The sequence below is a fragment of the Acinetobacter sp. 809848 genome (assembly GCF_000581275.1).
In the GTDB taxonomy this organism is placed as follows: Bacteria; Pseudomonadota; Gammaproteobacteria; order Pseudomonadales; family Moraxellaceae; genus Acinetobacter; species Acinetobacter pittii.
The window spans coordinates 1-768 of sequence record NZ_JEXG01000171.1 but is presented as its reverse complement, the minus strand read 5'-3'; the positions used below and the strand labels follow the sequence as shown (position 1 = coordinate 768).

Here is a 768-nt window from a genome sequence, read left to right as displayed (position 1 = left end):
GCAAAAGATTATACTTTAAAAATAGAAGAAATGAATAAGGAACGTTTAAAGCTACAGTCACAAGATTATTTTAATGATTACTCTAATTTGGTGAAAAAATATCGCAATTATAATGATATGTTTCTTAAATATTGGGATTATGAACTTTTAGATCAAACCAAAAATAAAAATTCAGAAATATGGGTTAATGCATATAAAGAATATGAAAGAGATTTTAATGTATTTAAAGATAAGTATCCAATAAAAATAAATTATCCAGTTCCTGGGCAGCTTCCGTTCTTGCTTGGTGGAAATAATACTCCACTTGCTGTAGATTATGTTTTTGGTTTTAAATATGATAATGATTATATTAATGATGTCGAAAAAAATGAACTATTCTATAAGGAGAGTCTAAACGGATCTGAGCATGCTGAAACTAAGTTAACTTCAAAATCAGGAAATATAAATATTACTTCTGCTAAAGGTTTATCTATAAGTGGAGGAAATATTTCTGCTCAATTAGGACAAGTTAATTTAGAAGCAAGTGGTGTTTTAGCCGAACAGTATAAATCTTCAATTAGTAGTGGGGTTAATCAACCACCAAAATCATTAAATGCAAGTATTATTGTTGATGGTCATACAGATTTTTATGATAAAGGTAGTGAAAGTGAAGGGAATTATAGCTTCAGAACACTAGTCAGCCCTACCATTATTAATGGTGATAAAGGGGTTAACATAAGAACGGTGGGTAAAACCAAAGATGATAACTTGGTTTTACAAGCTACTGGT

1 pseudogene is annotated in these 768 nt (G+C 29.6%); it reads left to right on the top strand.

Features of this window, described 5'->3' with window-relative positions:
- Positions 1–768 (top strand): annotated as a pseudogene (locus J536_RS26405) (hemagglutinin); the annotation flags it as partial.